General features: G+C 41.5%; 19 protein-coding genes and 2 tRNA genes. 4 read left to right on the top strand and 17 right to left on the bottom strand.

The features are described 5' to 3' along the window. The first annotated feature begins 142 nt into the window (after nt 1–142). Nucleotides 143–952 (top strand): DUF6616 family protein, encoded by an 810-nt coding sequence (locus ACXYMT_RS04840; RefSeq protein ID WP_459057957.1) that lies wholly within the window; start codon nt 143–145, stop codon nt 950–952. Between the two features lie 171 nt (nt 953–1,123). Here the strand turns inward: ACXYMT_RS04840 and ACXYMT_RS04835 are convergent, their stop codons facing one another. From ACXYMT_RS04835 to ACXYMT_RS04790, 10 genes are all read right to left on the bottom strand, one after another. Continuing rightward, nucleotides 1,124–1,342 (bottom strand): GDCCVxC domain-containing (seleno)protein, encoded by a 219-nt coding sequence (locus tag ACXYMT_RS04835; protein ID WP_459057956.1) that lies wholly within the window; start codon nt 1,340–1,342, stop codon nt 1,124–1,126. 8 nt (nt 1,343–1,350) lie between these two features. Next, nucleotides 1,351–2,697 (bottom strand): dihydrolipoyl dehydrogenase family protein, encoded by a 1,347-nt coding sequence (locus ACXYMT_RS04830; RefSeq protein ID WP_459057955.1) that lies wholly within the window; start codon nt 2,695–2,697, stop codon nt 1,351–1,353. Beyond that, nucleotides 2,694–3,293 (bottom strand): mercuric transport protein MerTP, encoded by a 600-nt coding sequence (gene merTP, locus ACXYMT_RS04825; RefSeq protein ID WP_459057954.1) that lies wholly within the window; start codon nt 3,291–3,293, stop codon nt 2,694–2,696. The genes ACXYMT_RS04830 and merTP overlap by 4 nt, the downstream gene beginning before the upstream one ends. Further along, nucleotides 3,290–3,658 (bottom strand): ArsR/SmtB family transcription factor, encoded by a 369-nt coding sequence (locus ACXYMT_RS04820; protein WP_459057953.1) that lies wholly within the window; start codon nt 3,656–3,658, stop codon nt 3,290–3,292. Before ACXYMT_RS04820 ends, merTP begins: the two co-directional genes overlap by 4 nt. Before the next feature lie 148 nt (nt 3,659–3,806). Beyond that, nucleotides 3,807–3,900: transfer RNA gene (locus tag ACXYMT_RS04815), tRNA-OTHER, on the bottom strand. Further along, nucleotides 3,860–4,117 (bottom strand): GIY-YIG nuclease family protein, encoded by a 258-nt coding sequence (locus ACXYMT_RS04810; RefSeq protein WP_459057952.1) that lies wholly within the window; start codon nt 4,115–4,117, stop codon nt 3,860–3,862. Before ACXYMT_RS04810 ends, ACXYMT_RS04815 begins: the two co-directional genes overlap by 41 nt. A 33-nt stretch (nt 4,118–4,150) precedes the next feature. Next, nucleotides 4,151–4,223, bottom strand: a tRNA-Met gene (locus ACXYMT_RS04805). A gap of 54 nt (nt 4,224–4,277) precedes the next feature. Next, nucleotides 4,278–4,631 (bottom strand): SpoIIAA family protein, encoded by a 354-nt coding sequence (locus ACXYMT_RS04800; RefSeq protein ID WP_459057951.1) that lies wholly within the window; start codon nt 4,629–4,631, stop codon nt 4,278–4,280. A gap of 76 nt (nt 4,632–4,707) precedes the next feature. After that, nucleotides 4,708–4,890: a CPXCG motif-containing cysteine-rich protein gene (locus tag ACXYMT_RS04795; RefSeq protein ID WP_459057950.1), complete on the bottom strand. Its 183-nt coding sequence runs from the start codon at nt 4,888–4,890 to the stop codon at nt 4,708–4,710. Between the two features lie 4 nt (nt 4,891–4,894). Further along, complete coding sequence (locus ACXYMT_RS04790) at nt 4,895–6,802, bottom strand: ABC-F family ATP-binding cassette domain-containing protein (RefSeq protein WP_459057949.1); 1,908 nt, start codon at nt 6,800–6,802, stop codon at nt 4,895–4,897. A 172-nt stretch (nt 6,803–6,974) separates the two neighbouring features. Here ACXYMT_RS04790 and ACXYMT_RS04785 point away from each other — a divergent pair, with 172 nt between their 5' ends. Further along, complete coding sequence (locus ACXYMT_RS04785) at nt 6,975–7,361, top strand: DUF983 domain-containing protein (protein ID WP_459059144.1); 387 nt, start codon at nt 6,975–6,977, stop codon at nt 7,359–7,361. On the opposite strand, the gene ACXYMT_RS04780 is transcribed toward ACXYMT_RS04785, so the two are convergent. The 7 genes from ACXYMT_RS04780 to topA form a co-directional block, all read right to left on the bottom strand. Further along, the gene (locus ACXYMT_RS04780; protein WP_459057948.1) at nt 7,358–8,416 is read right to left on the bottom strand and encodes an NAD(P)/FAD-dependent oxidoreductase; all 1,059 of its coding nucleotides are present in this window, start codon (nt 8,414–8,416) and stop codon (nt 7,358–7,360) included. The genes ACXYMT_RS04785 and ACXYMT_RS04780 overlap by 4 nt on opposite strands. A gap of 69 nt (nt 8,417–8,485) precedes the next feature. Beyond that, the gene (gene porN / locus ACXYMT_RS04775) at nt 8,486–9,379 is read right to left on the bottom strand and encodes a type IX secretion system ring subunit PorN/GldN (protein ID WP_459057947.1); all 894 of its coding nucleotides are present in this window, start codon (nt 9,377–9,379) and stop codon (nt 8,486–8,488) included. A 10-nt stretch (nt 9,380–9,389) separates the two neighbouring features. Then, nucleotides 9,390–10,934: a type IX secretion system motor protein PorM/GldM gene (gene porM / locus ACXYMT_RS04770; RefSeq protein ID WP_459057946.1), complete on the bottom strand. Its 1,545-nt coding sequence runs from the start codon at nt 10,932–10,934 to the stop codon at nt 9,390–9,392. Nucleotides 10,935–10,967: 33 nt separating this feature from the next. Continuing rightward, a complete protein-coding gene (gene porL, locus ACXYMT_RS04765) occupies nt 10,968–11,612 on the bottom strand; it encodes a type IX secretion system motor protein PorL/GldL (RefSeq protein WP_459057945.1) in 645 nt (214 codons plus the stop codon). Between the two features lie 58 nt (nt 11,613–11,670). Then, nucleotides 11,671–13,026: a T9SS ring complex lipoprotein PorK/GldK gene (gene porK, locus ACXYMT_RS04760; RefSeq protein ID WP_459057944.1), complete on the bottom strand. Its 1,356-nt coding sequence runs from the start codon at nt 13,024–13,026 to the stop codon at nt 11,671–11,673. A gap of 112 nt (nt 13,027–13,138) precedes the next feature. Continuing rightward, entirely contained in the window at nt 13,139–14,293 is a 1,155-nt protein-coding gene (locus ACXYMT_RS04755; RefSeq protein WP_459057943.1) for a formimidoylglutamase, read from the bottom strand. A 3-nt stretch (nt 14,294–14,296) separates the two neighbouring features. Continuing rightward, on the bottom strand, nt 14,297–16,840 hold the full coding sequence (gene topA / locus ACXYMT_RS04750; protein ID WP_459057942.1) for a type I DNA topoisomerase: 2,544 nt from the start codon (nt 16,838–16,840) through the stop codon (nt 14,297–14,299). A 177-nt stretch (nt 16,841–17,017) separates the two neighbouring features. Between topA and miaB the strand changes: the two genes are divergently transcribed. Together miaB and ACXYMT_RS04740 are read left to right on the top strand one after the other, a co-directional pair. Further along, the gene (gene miaB / locus ACXYMT_RS04745; RefSeq protein ID WP_459057941.1) at nt 17,018–18,463 is read left to right on the top strand and encodes a tRNA (N6-isopentenyl adenosine(37)-C2)-methylthiotransferase MiaB; all 1,446 of its coding nucleotides are present in this window, start codon (nt 17,018–17,020) and stop codon (nt 18,461–18,463) included. A 274-nt stretch (nt 18,464–18,737) separates the two neighbouring features. Then, nucleotides 18,738–19,991 (top strand): sigma-54 interaction domain-containing protein, encoded by a 1,254-nt coding sequence (locus ACXYMT_RS04740; RefSeq protein ID WP_459057939.1) that lies wholly within the window; start codon nt 18,738–18,740, stop codon nt 19,989–19,991. The last annotated feature ends 21 nt before the right edge of the window (nt 19,992–20,012 follow it).

Raw genomic sequence — 20,012 nt, 5'->3', positions numbered from 1 at the left:
TCTATTCAGCTTTGTTATATAGGCAAAATACTAACACATCTACACATATTCTTATATTTTGCTGCATTTAATTATTCTTTTTAACTTTTACCTTCCTCTACAGTTTTTTAACTAATCATCGTATTAACCAAAACCAATTAAGATGAGAAAACTAATTTTATTTTCATTCATTAACCTGCTAATAGTTTCCGGGATCTGTGCACAAAATGGTACCGAGTCAGAGAACAATTATATATTAACTGAAATATGGAAAGCAAAGCCGACCTGGCATCAATTATCAACTCAGGAACGCATTGAGTTCTTTCAAAATGAAATAAAACCTGTTCTAATGAATGCCATGGCAAACGGGGCAGAAATAGTAGGTACTGCTGTAAACAACAACACAGGTCACGAAAGGATGCCTTACCAATTCATGGCAGTTTGGACTTTTCCCGATAAGAACAGTTCAGATCGCCTGGAAAAGGCTGCAAAGGAGGCTGGATTTCTCAAATATTTTGACCAGGTAAACTTTAGCGGGAATATTATCCCTCCTCCTGCATTAAATCAGCAAATGGTTGAATTAGTGAGTAATTCAGAATCATCTGAAAATTTCAGAAAAAACATTCAAGAAAATTTTCAGGAGATGGAACAGGCTATGGCTAATGATAATCCAGAGTTGTTAGCCAATCATTTTACTGAAGATGCTATGGTGAAATTTCCAGGTTTCGCTCCAATTCGAGGGAGAGAAGCTATAGCAAAGCACCATGAGATGATGATTGAGCAGGGAATTTCTGTAAGACCAAGAACTACTGAAGTAGAAAATTTCGGAAAAACTGCATATGAGATTGGCACCTATGAGCTATTAAACAAGGAAGGGCAGGAAATAGACTCCGGAACTTATTCTTCTATATGGAAGAAAGTAGATGGGCAATGGAAAATATATAAAGATGTTGTAAGCAGTTCTAAAAGATAACATTATTGGTCTCGTTTATTCGAAAGTTCTCAAAAACTCAAACTACTGTACCTATTTTAAGCAGATCAGAAAAAAAAACCACCTCAAAAAGGTGGTTTTTTAATTAGTAGCGGGAGATTTTGTTATATCGACCCAATTTATAAAGGATTTAGTAGCTGTTGCGAATTTGGCTTAATCTCCAGAACCACAACATGACCGTGCTTCCTGAATTGGTGGACACGGGACAGAACCGTAACTACAAAACACACAGCAATCACCCTCCAACGGTTTAATTATGGTTCCACAACTGGAGCATTCGTGAAAGAATTGGCAAGCATCTGTGGGCATTATTTCTTCCCTGGCATTCTTACAATGAGGACATGTAAGATTTGATTCTAATATAGTCTCCATATCAGTTTTTATAACATTGATGTGATATCCGAACCCATTGTCGGATACGCATAAATCATTTTCTTTAAATCTCGTACTGGTATCGCTTTGTACATCGCAAGGGAGAAAAAATTAATTGTTTCTTCTACCCCTGGACCAATGAGGTGAGCTCCCACCAAAGTACCTTTATCAGTGTCTATTATGGTTTTATAAGCATATTCCTGAACGTTAAGACGTTTAGCATTGAACCACTCTGGAACTGTCTTGGTGTTCACTTTGATATTTAACCCAGCTTTCTCCGCTTCCACTTCAGTTAGACCTACCGAAGCCATAGATGGTAAGGTAAAGACAACTGACGGCATCGGTGGATATTCTGGTTTTTTATTATTACCCTTTAATATGTTAGAAGCAATGACATGACCTTCATAAACAGCTACTGGGGTTAATGGAAGCCCAGCGGTATCGGCAGCGTCACCAGCAGCATAAATAGATGGGTTTGAGGTAGTTTGTAAGTAGTCGTTAACCTCAACTCCCTTCTTGTTATAATTAACAGATGCCGCCTTTAAGTTCAAGCCATCAATATGTGGTACTCTTCCCGCACTGTTGAAAACAGCTTCAGCTGTAAACTCTGTTTCGGAACCATTTGTTTCACCAATTACCGTATAACCTATTGTGTCCTTTTTGATTCTCGTGACGTTGGTGTCCAGCACCAATCTTACTCCCAGTTTTCTGGTAGCCTCCGACAAATGCTGAACTATATCCTTATCAAAATTCTCCAAAGGGCGAGGTCCCCGATGTATGATTGTGACTTCTGCTCCACATCTTTTAGCTATATGTGCAAACTCAAAGGCAATGTATCCACCACCTATGAAGATTATAGATTTCGGCAGCTCCTTCAGGTTTAAAAAATCTGTACTGGTCAATGCATAATTGCCACCGTCAAATTTCAACTGGCGTGGCCTTGCTCCAGTGGCAATAACAATCTTACCTCCCTTTAAAATTTCCGAATCAATTTCGACTGAATCATTGTCGATGAAGCGAGCGGCACCGTGATAGGTGTCGATACCGTTGTGTTTGTATCCTTTCTCAATTTTTTCAGGCATTGCATCTACAAATTCCTGCTTAAAAGTCATAACGTCCTTCCATTCTACTTCAGGAACCCTATTAATACCCTTACCTGCCAGACGTTGAGCGAAGTCTCTAACTTCGGTAGCACCAATAATTATCTTTTTCGGGTCACAACCACGAAGAGCACAAGTTCCACCATAAGGTAACTCATCTGTCACAGCTACTTTTAATCCTTTGGAAGCACACTTGTTTGCAACAGTCATACCCGACATACCTGAACCTATTACTATAACATCATATTTCTTCATGGTCTTTCTATTTTTGTGGCTTTATATCCTGTCCGTTCAATTGCCGTCCTTATTTCTTCAACGTTCGTGCGGGTACTATCATATTCAACTATGGTATTACCTTCTTCGTAAGATACTTTGCAGGAGACAATACCGTTTAGCTTGTTAACTTCAGATTTTACATGACCCTCACATCCAGCGCAGGTCATCCCGCTCACTAAGAATTCAGTGGTCCGAATGTTTTTCTCCTGCACGAACACAACCTCCTTTTCATTGGAAGGATAAAAAGCTTCTGCATAGTAAGGGAATGCCAGACTCAGAGCAACAAAAACAGTTACTCCACCCAAAAATGTTCTGGACTGGAAGAAAGAAGGTTCGGTTTTCGTGTCACAACCACAGTCATCATCTTGTGTAGCCTTCAGGTTCAAATACCAGGCGAATCCTAAAGCAACCAATGAAACTATTACAAGAGGCCACCTGAAAGGCTCCAGCCAATCAAATGCACCTCCAATACCTCCCGTTCCAGCTACGAAAGCAAGTAAGGGAGTTATGCAACAAAGAGAACTGGCGATCCCGGTTAAAATTCCCACTCCAAGTAGATTGGTTTTTGCTTTCATATAGCTTCAGGTTGGTGGTCCAATAAATTAAAAAAGGGAGCAAGAAGTTGTCGATGGTCATCCCGCAGTGAATAAAAAATGGTCTGCCCTTCCTTTTCTGATTTTACAAAATCTCTATCCTTCAGCTTTCGCAAATGCTGTGACACTGCTGGTATCGTCATGTTCAGGATATCACTTAAATCACAAACACATAATCTTTCTTCTGCCTGAAGGACATAAAGAATCTTTAATCTTACGCTGTTGCTTACCAATGAGAGCTTATCGGTTAAAGTGCCCACAGCCTCTTCGGCTTCGAATATTTGTTGTCGACACCGTTTGATTTGATTCAAATCTGCTTCTTTCCGTATGCAGCCATTGTTTTCCATCTCCCAAAACTACAGTTTATAAGTTATTTAAGCAAATACTTAAATAGTTAAAACGAAAGATGGACTCGAACTGGAGAGGACACAACAGAACACTGATAAACAATGCAGAAATAAAAAAACCACCTCTTTTTAAGGTGGTTTTTTTTAGTGGCGGGAACTGGACTCGAACCAGTGTCCGCCGCGGCGGATATGAGCCCGACTCTAAACCTGTTTTAAGAGATATTTCTTTATCCATTCCCGACCTTTCCCTGATTTTAATTCCTTCTCTCGTGCCAGAGCCTCTGGTCTGCTTTCATAAATTTCTATATGAATTACCTCCCATGGCCGATGGTTTTTGGCGTAACCTTTTGTTCCCAGTTCGTTGTGGTCCCTGAACCGTGCTATTAAATTGGAAGTTTGTCCACAGTAAGTCTTCTTGTGATTCTTTGAGTAAAGAACGTAAACTACAAATTCACCCATAAAAAAAGCCCCTCATTTCTGAAGGGCTGTTAGTAGCGGGAACTGGACTCGAACCAGTGACCTTCGGGTTATGAGCCCGACGAGCTACCTACTGCTCTATCCCGCGATATTGGACTGCAAATATACAGTCAATTTTTAAATCTCCAAAGGTTTTTTAATTTTATTCCATCACCCAATTCATAGCCTTCATACGCTCCTCTTTTTCAAAAGATTCTACCTGGGCATCAACTAACATTTTCTTTACCTCAGTGAATAGTTGGAATAATTTAGCATCTGTAACCACCGCTATCTTACGTAAAGAGTCTTTTTGCTTCATCTCAAAAAGCAGGTCTTTAAAAACTGCTTTTAGAGTGATCCCGTCGTTATTACGATCTTCCACGTAGACATTTATTTCATTGTATTTCTCGATCTTCTCCTGAAGCATTTGCTGGATCTGCTTCAGGTTGTAATGATCCATTTTATGCTCCAGGATAATTCCCAGGACATTGTCAGAAAATTCAAATGAAGTCTTCATTTATCAGGATTTGAGATTTGAAAGAAATTACGCAAAATACTGTTCCAAAAAGGTCACTTTAGGAAGGTTTTAATTCTCACTGTTCAATATCCCTGGCTTCGAATGATATTAATTCCCTTTGCTCAAAGACAGCTTCAACCTCTATAGGATTACAACACACCTCACAATCTTCAATGTATTTTTGCTGCCTCACTGTATCATCCAGTAACATTGAGATCTCCTCCCAGCAATAGGGACATTGAAAAAAGTGTTCGTACATGTACCTAATTTACCTGTTCAAGTTCTAACTGGACCTGCTCCCACTCTTTCATAGCTTTTTCCAGTTCCTTCTTTTTAGCCTGATACTTCTCCAGATAATCAGGTTGTGCCATTGTCTGTTCATAGTTCTTGGCGATCTCAAGATCCTTCTCCCCGATCTCCTTCTCGAGTTTCGTGATTTTAGCCTCAATATTGCTCAACTTGTTGTTAAGCGACTTGAGCTTCTTCTGGTTTTGATAGGAGTCCTTGTTGCTTTCTTTGGGAGCTTGTTTTACTACATCGCGTTTTTCAACTTCTCTTAGATTCTCCACTTTTCGCTGGTCGAGGTAGTAGTCAATATCGCCCAGATATTCCTTTATCCTATGATCCTTGAATTCATAAACCTTATTAGTAAGCCCCTGTAGAAAATCCCTGTCGTGAGAAACCAAAATAAGAGTGCCTTCAAAGCTTTTTAAAGCATCTTTTAAAACATTCTTGGATTTGATATCGAGGTGGTTGGTTGGCTCATCCATTACCAACACATTGAAAGGCTGCAACATTAACTTTGCCAGCGCCAGCCTGTTTCTCTCTCCTCCCGAAAGTACGCGTACATATTTTTCAACTTCGTCTCCCCGGAAAAGGAAAGATCCTAATATATCTCTCACTTTTGAGCGGTTCTTTTCATTTGCAGCATCGATCATGGTGTCAAGAACTGTCTTAGAACCGTCGAGATATTCGGCCTGGTTCTGCGCAAAGTAACCAATCTGCACGTTATGCCCCAGCTTCAACTCTCCCTTATGATCCAGTTCCCCGACAATGATCTTGGCCAGGGTAGATTTCCCCTGCCCGTTCTGTCCCACAAATGCAGTTTTTGAATCCCGCTCAATAAGAAGGTCAATATTTTTTAAAACAGTTTTATGCCCATAACTTTTCGAAATATGATGAGCTTCGACAACAACCTTTCCCGGAACAACAGATACCGGAAACTTGAGATTCATAACCGAATTATCATCCTCATCCACCTCAATTCTGTCGATCTTATCCAGCTTTTTGATAAGCGATTGCGCCATACTTGCTTTTGATGCCTTGGCCCTGAATTTCTCAATAAGTTTTTCTGTCTGCTGAATTTGCTTCTCCTGGTTTTTCTGGGATGCCAACTGCTGCTCCCTTAGCTCCTTCCTCAGAACCAGATACTTGGAATAAGGTTTATTAAAGTCATAGATCCTTCCAAGGGAAATTTCGATCGTGCGGTTAGTCACATTATCCAGGAACATCTTATCGTGAGATACAATGACCACAGCGCCCGGATAATTGTTCAGGAAGCCTTCGAGCCAAATGATAGATTCTATATCCAGGTGGTTTGTTGGCTCATCGAGAAGCAGAATATCATTCTGCTGAAGTAAGAGCTTAGCCAGTTCGATCCTCATTCTCCATCCTCCCGAGAAAGTATCGGTGAGTTTATTGAAATCCTCCCTTTTGAATCCAAGTCCCTGAAGGATACGTTCAGTTTCCCCCTGATAATTATAACCCCCATGTATCTCGTACTGATGTTGCACATCATTGAGATCTACCATTAAGTCATGATATTTTTCACTTTCATAATCTGTACGTTCGGCCAATTGGGTATTGATCTCTTCCAGTTGTTTTTCCAGCTTCTTGATCTCCTCAAAAGCCTGGTAGGATTCTTCAAGTACAGTGCGACCTTCAACAAAATCAATATCCTGTTTTAGAAAACCGATCTTAAGATCCTTATCGGCAGCTATTTGCCCCGTATCCGGCTCCATTTCCCCACTCAAGATCTTTAGCATGGTAGATTTCCCGGCTCCGTTTTTCCCTATTAATCCCACTCTGTCCCCGGCACCAAGCCTAAAGGTGATCTCTTCAAACAAATACTCTCCCCCAAAGGAGACCGACAAATTGTGAATATTCAACATTCTCTTTCGAAATTTTTGCAAAGATGCTCATTTTTCCGGGGTAAAAAAAAATGCATTCATATGCAGCAGATTAATTTAAAAGGGTTTAAGCTTCACTTGGTCCAAATAGATTGGAGCCTTTTTCCACTCCAACTTAAATAAGATGTTTAAATTTGAGAGTATTTTGAATCTAATGAATTTTTTAAAAGGCAGTAAATTGTATAGCATCTTCACAGGCACTTGTCCCGTATGCCATGAAGAGAGCATGTATAAAGAAGATAATCCTTACAAAATTTCCCAGCTGTTCGAAATGCATGAGCGGTGCTCTAACTGCGGAACTAAATACAAAATGGAACCCTCCTTCTTTTTTGGAGCTATGTATGTGAGTTATGCGGTAGGAATTGCCTTTGCAACAGCAGCTTTTGTGCTCTCATATTGGTGTTTTGAGCTCTCTCTACTCCATACCTTTATTGCCATAGTTGCCGTACTGGTAATTTTTTTACCGGTCATTGCACGCTGGAGCAGGAATATTTGGATCAATTTCTTTTTTTCCTATGATCCAAAAAAGACAAAAGATTAGGCCTTCTTAAACCATTTCTTTGTGAACCTGGAAATATCCGTCTCCGGGTCTAAAGGTTTTCCTTCTTCAATATTTTCCAGGAGCTCCTCTGATATTGATGGAGCTATTAAAATACCCCGGCTTCCAAACCCGTTACAAGTATATAAATTCTCGTGCACCGGATGCTGCCCCGCCAATGGCCTTCTGTCAATGGTTGATGGTCGCAGCCCGGCTACCTGGTCAACAATCTCAAAATCTATTTTAATAAGGTCTTTCAGCTTCTCCACAAGTTCTTCACGTGCTGCCGCAGTGGGTTCCGGGGTCTTGTCCGTATTACTATAAGTGGCACCTACAGCATAGTGATCTCCTCCGGCAGGGAAGATGAAAATGGATGATTTTACTCCTACTTTAAGATCAAGACCCGGAGCCTTTATAATAATATATTCACCTTTATTCCCTCTTAAAGGAAGATAATTAAAGAAAGGGTTCTTAAGCAGTCCAAAACCTTCACAAAAAATGACCTTTTTGGCAGGTATGTCTTTGTATTTAACTCCTTCAGAAGTGAGTTCTAACTTATCATACTCAAAGCTTTCCTTACTAATCCAAGCCTTTGTCTCTAGATGTTCAGAATAGGATTCCAACAGGTAGCGCAGATCGATCCGTGAGGTACCCAGTACCTTTCCGAAGGAAAATTTTCCGGGAATATTTTTGTTAACTACCGGCACGAGCCTGGTATCCAAAAAGGGCGCAAGCCGCGGCTTATCGGCAGCAGCAAACCAGTTGTTTTGTTCCTCGATAGAAGAAAACCTTCTAAAGACTTCTAATGGGTTCAAAAAGGTCTTTTCCAGGTGCTGTTCCATATCCCGATAAAACTTATGAGCTTTTTTGAGCTGCTCATCGGCTTTCCAGGCCAGGGTAAAGCGTTTGAGAATGACAGGATTTATAAACCCTCCGGCTACTTTAGAAGCTCTCTGACTATCATCATCAAAGACGATAAATGATCTACCTGCTTTTTCAAGGCGGTAAGCAAGACAGGCCCCGCTAAGGCCGGCTCCCACAATTATAAAGTCCTTCATGCTGCAAAATTATGCATAAAAAAAACGCCTTCCGGTAAAGAAGGCGTTTTAATATTAGACAGGAATTTTCTAATAATTCCACATATCTTGTTCGAAGTTCCTTATCTGTTCTTTAATCCGTTCAGACTCCAGTAACTGCATAAAAGCATTGTTGCTAATATAGTCATCCACCTGCCTGTCACCCTGCACGTTATCTTCTGCATAGATTACTGCATTGAACCTCCTCGCGTTGAGCAAGTGATCAAAAGAAACAGGGTTTGACGTATTTTCAGGATTAAAGGCATAAGCTTCATTAAGCACTTCACGCGCCCCCGGGAACCATACCCAGAACAGCTCAACCAGAGCGGAAGCACCACCCTCATCAATAAAGTTAACATCGGGTGCTACAGGAGCGATTCCTAATAGCCTGTACTTCAACTCGGCCTGGCGTTTATCGAAATACCAGTATCCGCGAATATGGTACTCAGCAATATCGGCAGAAGAGATGTCTCTACGGCTAATATATTGAGGATCGATCTCCTCGCCTGCGTTATACTGCTCGATCCCAAGATCTGTAGTATCAACTTTTGACAGGGCAGCCTGTATGTCCTTTAACGTACGCTTGTCATTGAAATAGGAATCGGCGTAGATGTTTTTGATTTTTCCGCTTTTTATGCCGGCAACCAAAACATCATAAAGGGAACGTCTTGAACTTCCAATTTGATTAGTATCAATGGGGTAGTACAAAGGAAAGTTCACCCTTTCATCGAGATCAATGATCTCCCAGGTGGTCTTTGCCCACAGTACATCCCTGTCATCCACATATCCATATTCCAAAGGATCATTCTTTCCATAAGCAATTTCAGCTTTGGTAGGAGTTCCTATCTCGTCCGGACTCTTGGCATTCAATAGGTTACTTTGACCAAAAGACGTCACCGAAACGAGCAATCCACATAATCCTAACAAAAATTGGTTCCAGTTCATGTTCAAAATTTTAATTTGTTAATTCAACCAGTACAGGAGACACCTGTTTTAGCTTGTAACTTGAGTTACCTGCAAGTTGAGCTTCCACATCAAAGATCTGAATAGTCTCTCCTCTTCCTGCTCTTCTCAAAGCTCCAATGGCACTCTGGTCCAGCTTTTGGCCTCTCACCTGAATTGTTGGTTGCCCCGGAACACGGAATTTAAATCCTGTCACTCTCAGGTCAACATCAAACTCAAAGTCGGGTAAAGCAGCACCGATGGTTGAAATTTCAAGGTTTTGACGCTGCATTCTCACCGTACCGTCTTCCCCTCTTACAGTTCCAACAGGTCTTGGAATATCGCGTACTCTAAATGTTTTACTGTCGCTTACTCTCTCCCCACCTGGAAGCTCACCGCTTACGTTGATGGTTACTTCACGAGCTTGTAATGTAGTTACATCCATGATGTAGTTACCTGCGCCACCTGCAGATCTAAGACCCGGTGCATTTGCCGAAACATTACCAACTCCGGGAATGGAGATGGTCATTGGGTTTGCAACTCCACGATACACTACGTTCATTTTATCTGCAGAAATCACAGCAGAATTCGGTTTCGGAATCACGCTGTAAGAACTGCTAACAGGAATAGTAACAATAGAATCTCCTTCTTTAAACTGGAGTTGGCCAGTAATCTTTTGCTCTCCTACATTTCCTGCAGGAAATTTAAGTTGTACCTGTCCCGCTTGTGTAGATTCTATATCGTTACCATTAATAACAACATTTTCAAAACGAAGGGATGGATCAAGTCTTCCTAATACAACTTTTCCGGAAAATTGCTCTCCCGTGAAGAAGGCAGTTTTGTCGGGAATTACAATTGCCTCATAGTTAGTTAAGGAAACATCACTTTGAAGTTGACCCGATAGCATTGCTGAAAGTGCATCGTTCTCTGCAGATTTAGCGTCTCCCTGCATCTGAGTCAATTTGGTAATAGAAGCAATTAAAGGGAAACCTTCAAAGTTATAAGACAACCATGGTCTCTTCACCCCTTCACCATCAACTATAGGTTCGGTACTAAATTCTCTTCTAACTTCTGAAGCTATTTGAGGGAATCCTTCATCTAAGATCCCTGCAACTCCTTCACGGTATTTTTCAATTTCGGCAAGAAATTCTTTCCCTGCTTCACTTGGCTGTCCACTCGAAAAAAGATATTCATCAAGTTTTGCAGATTGATCCATAGCTTCATAATCCTGTCGCTCTTCTCCTTCGATATCCTCAAGGGCTTTTTCTTTAAGGTTATCTATGTAGGTGGTGAAATCGGTAGTAAGACTATGAATTTGCTCAGCTTTTTCTTTTAGTGGTGCATATTTAACCGGCTGCTCTTCAGCTTTTGCTGCCAACCCTGCCATAGCAGCGATATTTCTTTCAGTAACAGAGGCATTTGATTCGGCTAAACTTTCGTTGATCATCCCGAAAGCAGTAAGTACTTCTTTCGACATGTTTAGAGCCATCATTGCGATGAAAACCAGATACATCAGGTTTATCATCTTCTGTCTTGGTGATTGTTTTCCAGACGCCATTCTCTATTTTTAGTTTGTTCTTAAAATAATTAATTACGCCTTTACGTGCATCGCAGAAAGCATTCCTCCATAGACATTGTTCAAAGAAGAAAGATTTGAAGCCAATGACTCCATTTGTTCATTCAATCTGTGGGCATTCTCGGCAACGGCGTCATTTACTTCAGCCTGGCGTGAAGCAGACTCCACCTGTACTTTATAAATACTGTTCAAAGATTCAAGTTGATTTGCTGCAAGGCTCATCTCTTCGCTATATTTCTTTTGAGAAGCCATAGCATCTACAGTAGGAGTGATATTTTTTGCGGCACCTTCAAAGTTTCTAATGCTCTCTCCAAGGCTGCTCATAAGACCGGCATCGATCTTAGCCTCACGAAGAATATCATCAAGTTTGCGGGAAAGCATTCCTTCTGTGTCCTGATCGCTTACAAGAGCCTGATTATTACGGGTAGTTGCTTCACCACCTGCAAGTTCAGGATAAACCAGTGACCAGTCTACTTCATCGTCTACAGGTTCGAATGCAGATACAGCAAATACAATTGCTTCTACAATTAGACCTATGATAAGCATAAGGTTACCAAAAGGCCAGTGCATGATTTTAAATAGTGCTCCAAGGATAACCACAGATGCACCCAAACCATACACCATGTTCATTAACTTCTTACTTGACTTTGATTGTGCCATAATAAATAAAAATTTAGTTCTCTTTTTTAATAGGTTATTGTGTGAAAATAGGGATTTTTTATCTTGCCTGGTTCAGGGTAAGATCGGTACCCAAATAATCCTGCACAGTTCTAAAGCCAATATAGCTTCGGGCAGAATCTGCGTATTCGTAATCTCGGGAACTTACCTGAAGGAAATATGCCACATCTTTCCATGAACCACCACGAACAACTTTTTTCATGTTCTCTTCATCATTAACAGACGGGTTCATAGATGATGAATACTCATATGAAGCGGGATCGTAGGAAGAGAAAACCCACTCAGCAACATTTCCTGCCATATTGTACAGGCCGTAATCGTTGGGTTCATATGATTTCGCTTCAACGGTATACAAAGCCTGATCGGCCGCATAATCTCCTCTCAGAGGTTTAAAGTTTGCCATAAAGCAACCTCTGTCGTTCTTAGTGTAAGGTCCACCCCAGGGATAACTGGCAGATTCCAATCCTCCACGAGCTGCGTATTCCCATTCTGCCTCTGTAGGCAAACGGTAGGAATTAACGTTGTGCTTACCTCTTTCTTTTCTGTAGGCATTGTGGTAAAGAGTTCGCCACTGTGCAAATGCACGGGCCTGTTTCCAGGAAACTCCCACCACAGGATAATCACCATACGCATCATGCCAAAAGTAGTCATTGTGCATTGGCTCGTTGTAGCTATAATTAAAGTCCTTGATCCAGACAGTAGTATCCGGATAAATCTTTATTTCTTCGGTTTTAATATAATCGGCACGCTTTCCTGGTTCATCCCTGGCAGCAGAACTCACATCCATCCAGGTGTACCGGAATTTTAAGTGATTTACGTCAAAAGAACGCTGTCCATTGTAAGCTTCTTCTATAGGAATATACAGGGTGTCCATAACCTCTGCATAATATTCATCTGGATAATCACGGGTGTCCCAAATAACATCAACATTCTTGTTGATCTTTCTTCCTTCGTAACCTCCCAGGCTGTAATAGTTATCGTACATGTATTTCTCGTAGGGAGTCATATCAGCCTCTTCGGTATCGGCAAAAGCAAATTCCCCGATTCCTCCTGTCCCTGGAGTTTCACCAATTTCTTCGGCAAAGATCGCAAGCTTCATTCGTGTAACCGAATCTTTTACCCAGTTCACGAATTGACGGTACTCCGCATTGGTTATTTCGGTCTCGTCCATGTAAAAGGAGCGAACAGTAACCGTTTTTGGAGGTGCATTGTTCAAACCGGCAATATCGTCATCACTTTTACCCATGATGAATGCCCCACCCGGGATCAATGTCATTCCCAAAGGCTTCTCGGGATGCCATTTTTTCCCCTGCGCACCTACCAATTGCCCTTGATCACCGCGGCCACAAGAGGCCAAAACAGAAATTACAGCAATAAGCGAAAAAAGTTTCCTCATAATATCTCTCAAAGTTAGGACATAATAGCTTCAAGGCAGTAAACCTATTTATTTATTTTCTAATAAACAATTTTATTAGGTAAAATGCACGGAGCTACAGATGTTTATATCGTTAAATTTCGTTTTTCCTTTTCGTTTTATACCACCTTTCCGGGATGATTTGATTGCAGGCATCAAGATAATCTCCTTGCGTGCAAGGTAATAACGTGTGTCTTTTTAGTTTATTATTCGAAGGTGAAATAAAAGGAATTTCTATCCACCAGCGACCGCTAACGGGGCTTTTATAAAATACCAACACCTCCTCATCAATTGGGACCTGATATCTTATAAACTCCTTTTTTGCGGAAATAGTATTTTCATTCTTCCTAAAATTTACTCCCTCAGTAAAATACCAGAGAATTTGTGCCACCAACATATTTGATGCAGGAAAATTAAATTCGGAAGAATATTCGTAGATGCCGAAAGACGAAACCTTATCGCTAATCCCTGCGTATCGCGCCAAAGCGCAGATTTCCCTTCCATCAAAACCATTGGGGGATTTTAGTCTATGGTTGCCTAAGGCTCCTCCACTCACTGCTTCCAGGTCGAGTCCTACCAAATTAGCATCTCTCATTACCGGCTCTACCACGGTGATATCTCCTGTAACCTCACCCAACCGGTATGCATCAAAGAATAACCTCTCCATCAACTCAATCTCATCCTGCGAATTATAGTATGTTTGATAGCCAAGATTAGAGTAATTGAATAGATTATAGGGCTTTGTGACCACGATCCTGCCTACATAAGACCGGTTACTTATAGGTTTATCGGCATCACCCAGGTCAAACCGGGCATCGATATTCACGAGGTTCACCATTTGCTCTACCCCATCATAAGCTCTATACTGAGCATATACAATATCTTCACTGCCACCCAAAAGCACCGGAATAATCCCTTTTTTGAGACATGAGTTTACAGCCGACTGTACCGCAAAAAAGGTGTCTTCAACAGTCTCTCCTCTCTGAATATCTCCAAGATCGGCCATTGGAAGGTGCCAGTTTCCGGGATAGAGATTGTAAAATTCCCTGCGGATGCCATCTAGGTCAAATGGCTCCCCACTTCTCTCTTCATTGAGCCTGTCTTCGAGGACTCCGAAAAAGGCGATTTTCACCCCTTCCAGATCAGGGAAAGTCTTATTCTCAGTATAAATTTCCAATGAAGATCCCAGCTTGCCAGAGTCAGTCACCAGAAGGTCTTCCTTAACCGGCGTGAAAAAATCCAGTTCCATAGGTTATTTCTTTTTTGGGGCAGTTTTTTTTCGGGTCGTTTTTTTGGCAGCAGCCTTTTTGGTGCCGGTAGTCTTTTTAGCAGCTTTTTTCTTTGGAGCTTTTTTATCCAAAATATCCTTGACCTCCTCCAAAGTCAATTTTGCTGCATCAACAGTTTTAGGCAACTCAATCTTGGTCTTACCCTGTATAATATTAGAACGCCCCCATCTTGCCTTTTCAACCTTGATACCCTCATCTTCCCAGTGATGTATCACCTTCTCACGCTCTTTCCTTATCTTATCTTCAATGAGTTCTTCAATATCTTCTGCGGAAAGATTGTCGAAATCATATTTCTTATTGACATTTATGAACATGTCGTTCCACTTAAGGAAAGGTCCAAAACGACCTACTCCTTTTTGCACCGGAAGTCCTTTATATTCATAGATAGGAGCATCGGCTTTTTCCTTTTCCTTGATCAACTCGAGCGCCCTCTCCATTGTCACCTCAATAGGGTCCTCACCTTTTTCAAGGGAAACGAATTTCTTTCCGAAGCGAACATATGGACCAAAGCGCCCGTTATTCACCTCAACTTTTTCTCCTTTATATTCTCCAAGCTCCTTCGGGAGCTTAAATAACTCCATAGCCTCCTCAAAAGTCACAGAATCTAAACTCTGATCTGGCGACAGACTGGCAAATTTTGGTTTCTCTTCATCTTCAACAGAACCCATTTGTACCATGGGACCAAATTTTCCAAGCCTCACACTCACAGGCTTACCCGAATTAGGATCTGTTCCCAGGATACGCTCTCCTACTTCCCTATCGGCATTTTCGGCGACGTCTTTAACGTGGGGATGAAAATCACTGTAAAAATCTTTCATCATTTTTGTCCACTCCTCATTACCTTCGGCAATGTCATCAAAATCCTGCTCTACCTTGGCCGTGAAGTTATAATCCAGAATACTCGAAAAATGATTGACCAGGAAGTCGTTCACTACCATTCCAACATCGGTTGGAACAAGTTTTCCTTTATCACTGCCAACAGTTTCTGTCAGTTCCTTTTCTTTTATTTTTTGTTCGCTTAGCGTTAGCTGAACATACTTTCTTTCTGTACCCTCAACAGATCCTTTTTCAATATAGTTCCTGTTTTGGATCGTTGAAATAGTTGGTGCGTATGTTGACGGACGGCCAATTCCCAGTTCCTCAAGTTTCTTTACCAAAGAAGCTTCAGTATAACGATAAGGAGGCCTGGTAAATCTTTCTGTTGCGGTTATGTAATTATTCTCAAGCTTCTCATTCACCTTAAGCGCAGGCAACATCCCTTCCTGCTCCTGCAGTTCTTCGTCTTCATCATCCCTGCCTTCAAGGTAGACCTTCAAAAATCCGTCGAACTTTAAAACCTCACCATTGGCCGTGAATTGCTTGTCGTGCTTATCGGCCTCAATTTTCACATTGGTCCTTTCCAACTGTGCATCACTCATTTGAGAGGCAATAGCTCTTTTCCAGATCAATTCATACAACCGCTGTTCATCACGGTCGGCCCTCACGCTGTGTGCAGCAAAATTTGTAGGCCTTATAGCTTCGTGAGCTTCCTGCGCCCCCTTGCTCTTACCTTTAAATTGTCTGGTTTTGCTATACTTTTCACCATAGGCCTCCAAAATCTCTTTTTTGGCACCCTTTCTTGCGTCATCAGAAAGATTGACACTATCGGTTCTCATATAAGTAATATGTCCCGCTTCATAAAGTCGCTGGGCCATGGTCATGGTTTTACTTACCGAAAAATATAATTTTCTTGCGGCTTCCTGCTGAAGCGTTGAAGTTGTAAATGGTGGCGCCGGAGATTTCTTTGCCGGTTTCGTAGAAAGATCGGCAACTTTGAAATTCGCATCCAGATTATCTGAAAGGAATTGTTCGGCTTCTGCTTTTGTATCAAAATTCTTCGGAAGTTTTGCCTTAAAGACTTTGCCTTCCTCCGTAGTGAATTCAGCATCTATCCTGAAAGAAGCTTCAGGCTTAAAATTCTGAATTTCCCGCTCCCGTTCAACTATTAGTCTCACAGAAACAGATTGGACCCTTCCGGCTGATAGACCACCCTTTACTTTTCTCCACAGTACAGGAGAAAGTTCGTATCCTACCAGTCTATCCAACACCCGGCGGGCCTGCTGCGCATTCACCAGGTTATAATTGATCCCACGAGGATTCTCTATCGCTTTAAGTATAGCCGATTTTGTAATCTCATGAAAAACAATCCTCTTTGTTTTATCCTTGTCGAGGTCCAGCTCTTCGGCCAGGTGCCATGCAATGGCTTCTCCTTCCCGGTCCTCATCACTGGCCAGCCAAACCATCTCGGCATTCTTAGCAAGACTTTTAAGTTTTTTGACTACTTCCCGCTTGTCTTTGGATACTATATATTTAGGAGTAAAATCACCCTCGGTATCCACCCCAAGTTCTTTTGTAGGTAGATCGGCAATATGACCAAAACTCGAAGCAACGATGTAATCCTTGCCCAGAAATTTTTCGATGGTCTTTGCCTTAGCAGGGGACTCTACGATCACTAAATTCTTTGCCATAGTATCTTTTTTTTGTTTTGCAAAAGTATAGGAATTTTTAAATATCGCTTTTTTATTTTCATAAATGACTTTTTTAAGACCTCCTTAAAATAGCATTATTTATTCCTGTCACTTTGTCACATCTCAACTAAAAACGTATCTTTGCACGTTCAAATACCAAAGGGTAGATTTCGAATTATGGAGAAGATTATTGACGAAAAACAGCAGGGGAACGCACTGGTAATGGAGCCTAAGGCCGGAAATGGCAAGAAGCTGATGATCGAGAGCTACGGCTGCCAGATGAATTTTAGCGACAGTGAGATCGTAGCTTCCATTCTTGCTAAAGAAGGCTTTGACACCACTCAAAGCCTTGAGGAAGCCGACCTTGTCCTTATTAATACCTGCTCAATTAGAGATAAAGCAGAACAGACCGTACGTAAAAGGCTTGAAAAATATAATGCGGTAAAAAAAATAAACCCCCGAATGAAAGTGGGCGTACTTGGCTGTATGGCCGAACGTCTCAAAGCTAAATTCCTTGAGGAAGAGAAGATCGTAGACCTGGTGGTAGGACCCGATGCGTATAAAGATCTGCCAAACCTTATCAATGAAGTCGAAGAAGGACGAAACGCAGTAAATGTTATCCTTTCTAAAGAGGAAACTTATGGAGACATTTCTCCCGTGCGTTTACAGAGCAACGGCGTTTCAGCTTTTGTATCCATTACCCGTGGGTGCGACAACATGTGTACTTTCTGTGTGGTGCCTTTTACCCGCGGAAGGGAACGAAGCCGTGATCCACAGAGCATTATGGAGGAAGTGAATGATCTTGCAGCAAAAGGCTTCAAAGAAATCACACTTTTGGGACAGAATGTGGACAGCTACTTATGGTATGGCGGCGGACTTAAAAAGGATTTCAAGAACGCTTCTGAAATTCAGAAAGCAACCGCAACAAATTTTGCAGGACTTCTTCGCATGGTGGCCGAAGCTCATCCAAAAATGAGGATAAGATTCTCTACTTCCAATCCGCAGGATATGACGCTGGATGTCATCGAAGCCATGGCAAAATACCCGAACATCTGTAAATACATTCACCTGCCGGTGCAAAGCGGAAGTGACAGGATCTTAAAGGAAATGAACCGCCTGCACACCAGGGAAGAATATTTCGAGTTGATTGACAACATTAGAAGATTAATGCCCGATTGTGCCATCTCCCAGGACATGATCACCGGCTTTCCAACAGAAACGGAAGAAGATCACCAGGACACACTTTCCCTGATGGAGTACGTAAAGTATGACTTTGGATTTATGTTTGCCTATTCTGAAAGACCGGGAACTATGGCTGCCAGGAAGATGGAAGATGATGTGCCAGAGGAGGTGAAAAAGAGAAGGCTTACCGAGATCGTGAATTTGCAACAACAGCACAGCCACTACAGAACAAAGCAATTTGTTGGAAAAACTGTAGAGGTATTAATAGAAAAAGAATCTAAAAAATCTGATGCCCACTGGAGCGGAAGAACCACTCAGAATACAGTTGCAGTTTTCCCAAAAGAGAATTATAAGGTCGGGGATTTTGTGATGGTAAAGATCAACGATTGCACCAGCGCTACCTTAATAGGAGAAGCTGTGGGGTATAGCGAGAATAATTAGTATTCAGTGCTCAGTGATCAGTTGGCAGTAGGTTTGAGGTTTAAGGTTTGAGGTTTAAGGTTTAAGGTTTAAGGTTTAAGGTTTAAGGTTTAAGGTTTAAGGTTTAAGGTTTAAGGTTTAAGGTTTAAGGTTTAAGGTTTAAGGTTTAAGAAAAGTAACAGGTTTGCACCAACATAATATATACTCCAGCAGTTAATTTTTTAAAAAGATATTACAGAATTTCCCGCACCTATGTCGGAAGTTGGTGCTTGTTTATTGGAATTTGATTTAAAATATGGAAAGCATTCAGGCGATAAAACAGCGATTTGGCATTCTGGGGAATGACCAAAAATTAAACAGGGCAGTTGAAAAGGCCATGCAGGTGGCCCCAACAGATATTTCTGTTCTGGTCACCGGGGAAAGTGGAGTTGGTAAGGAAAGTATTCCAAAGATCATTCACGCCCTCTCCCATCGCAAACATGGAAAATATATTGCAGTGAACTGCGGTGCTATTCCCGAAGGTACTATTGACAGTGAATTGTTCGGGCATGAAAAAGGTGCTTTTACCGGAGCTACCCAAACCCGAAACGGATATTTTGAGGTTGCCGATGGCGGAACCATCTTTCTTGATGAAGTGGGAGAATTACCATTGACCACCCAGGTGCGCCTGTTACGTGTTCTGGAGAACGGAGAGTTTATCAAGGTGGGGTCTTCAAAAGTGCAAAAAACGAACGTTCGTATTGTAGCAGCCACAAACCTGAACATGGCAGACGCCATCAAAAAGGAGAAATTCAGGGAAGATCTTTATTATCGTTTAAGCACTGTGGAGATCTATTTGCCGCCATTGCGTGAGCGAAAGGATGACATTCACCTACTTTTCAGGAAATTTGCAGCCGACTTTGCTCAGAAATATAAAATGCCCACCGTACGTTTAGAAGATGACGCTGTTGCGCTCCTGCAAAAATACCGCTGGAACGGAAACGTAAGACAGCTGCGAAATATCGCCGAACAGATCTCTGTTCTGGAACAGGAAAGAAGCATAGATGCTGTAAAGTTAAAGGAATATTTACCGGGATTTTCGAGCAACCTTCCGGCAGTGATCGAGGAAAAGAAAAAGGAAAGCGATTTCAGTAATGAACGGGAGATCCTCTATAAGGTCCTTTTTGATATGAAAAGCGATCTCAATGACCTCAAGAAGCTCACCATGGAGCTTATGGAAAATGACAGTCATCAAAAGGTAAAAGAAGACAATGAGGGACTCATTCAGAAGATATATGGTAATGATGAAGAAGAGGTGATTCCGGAAGAAATTACTGATGAACAACTGGAAGTTCTTCAAATTCCGCAGCAAAATACTCCCGATAAGCAGGATAAATATTATTTTGCTGAAGAAATTGAGGAAGAAGAAACTCTTTCTTTACAGGATAAGGAGTTGGAGCTTATTAAGAAATCTTTGGAGCGCCACAATGGAAAAAGAAAGGCCGCTGCGGATGAGTTGGGAATAAGCGAGCGAACCCTGTACAGAAAGATCAAACAATACGACCTCTAAAAATGTCATTTTTGACACCTA

This window comes from Salinimicrobium sp. CAU 1759, from assembly GCF_054482715.1.
The sequence above is the reverse complement of the archived record's forward strand: the minus strand, read 5'-3'. Positions and strand labels throughout refer to the sequence as shown.